Below are 1,533 nucleotides of genomic sequence, written 5' to 3'. Positions count from 1 at the left end.
CCTGGAGGGCGAGCAGGCCGCGGAGCGCATCGTCGTGTCCGGCCCCGCCGCCGCGCAGGCGACCGCGGTCGCGGCTCTGCAGGCCGCCGGGACAACTGCTCCGATCCTGCTCACTCCCGACGCCCTGAGCCCCGTGTTCGCTCCCGACCTCGTCGAGGCCGGCGGCACCCTCTCGGGAGACCTCACCACGGTCGGCGTGGACTCGGGCGACGCAGTCGCACTCCGCGGCGACGAGCGAGGGCGCGCGGCCTCGGCGTTCCTGAGTGCGGTGCGGATGACCGCCGAGGACTCCGAGCGGACAACCCTCTTCGGGGACCGGCCGTTCCGCGAGGTCGCAGCGGTCGCCGACGCGGCCAGCCACGACGCCGTCGTGGCGCTGGTACGGGCGTCCGCCGCAGCGGGCAGCAGCGCTCCCTCCGCTGTCGCCGCCGCCCTCAACGGCTCGACCGCCGGATCGGTCGAGGGCCTCGCCGGACCACCGCTCGACTTCGGGGCGGCGACCGCCATCGATGCCCCCGTCGTCGCCCTCCACGCCTCACCGCAGGACCTCGGTCTGCGGCCCGCCGACCCGCCGCTGCTCTGGTTCGCCGGGCAGCCCCGACCCTGAGGACCCCGATGCGACTCCTCCTCGACCTCGACGACGCCCGCTCCGACATCGAGCTCGGTCGTCACCGCGACGCCTCGACACTCGGCGACCTCGTCGATGCCGCCACCGGGCACCGTCTCCCGCCCGGCACGACGCTGGCCGTCGACTCCGCACTCCACCCGGTCGAGACTCCGCTGGCGGATCTGCTGCTGCTCGAGGGCACCCGGATCGCGCGCTCGCCCCAGCCACGGCCCGTCGCGGTCCGCGGCTGGACCGCAACGCTCTCCGGTGGGCTCCGCGCCGGAGACGTGGTCGAGATCCCCCGGAGTCGCGCGCTCACCGTCGGACGATCGCCGCACGCCGATCTCGTCCTCGACACGGTGAGCGCATCGTGGGAGCACCTGTCCGTGACTCGCGAGGGCGATGCTCTGCGCGTGCGCGACGCCGGTAGCACGAACGGCACCCTCGTCGACGGCGTCTCCGCCGCGGGTGAGGGCGTCGTCGTGACCGACTCCGCGGTCGTGATCGCGGGAGGAGCGGCACTTCTGCTCCGCCCGGCGCCGGCCGAGCCGCCCGCCCCCGAGCCGGGCAGCCTGCACAATGTCACCCCGAGCGCGACGGTGCCCTTCAACCGGCCGCCGCGGCCCGGACGAGCCGCCGCGGCCGACCCCGTCGTGCCTCCGACCCGCGTCTCGATCGCCTCCGCCGCGAAGTTCAGCGTGATCACGGTCGCGGCGCCCCTCGTCCTCGCCTTCGCGATGGTGCTGATCATGGGCGACGCGCGCTACGCCCTGTTCGCCGCACTCAGCCCGGTCGCAGGCGCGGAATGTGGCTGGAGCAGCGGCACCGGCACACGCGGACGCCCGGGCAGAAGAGCAGCGCTACGGCGAGGCACTGCAGACGCTCCGCGACGCATCGCCCGGGCCGCCCGGCTCGAGCGCGCCCGC

General features: G+C 75.3%; 1 protein-coding gene and 1 pseudogene. Both read left to right on the top strand.

The genetic code is table 11. From position 1 onward, the window contains the following. A pseudogene (locus ACH61_RS17665) lies at positions 1–607 on the top strand (hypothetical protein); the annotation flags it as partial. An 8-nt stretch (positions 608–615) separates the two neighbouring features. Then, positions 616–1,533: FHA domain-containing protein (locus ACH61_RS17100; RefSeq protein WP_153038948.1), on the top strand; the 918-nt coding region annotated here is incomplete at its 3' end.

Source organism: Rathayibacter tanaceti (assembly GCF_001634385.1).
GTDB lineage: Bacteria > Actinomycetota > Actinomycetes > Actinomycetales > Microbacteriaceae > Rathayibacter > Rathayibacter tanaceti.
This window is presented reverse-complemented; position numbering and strand designations above follow the sequence as displayed.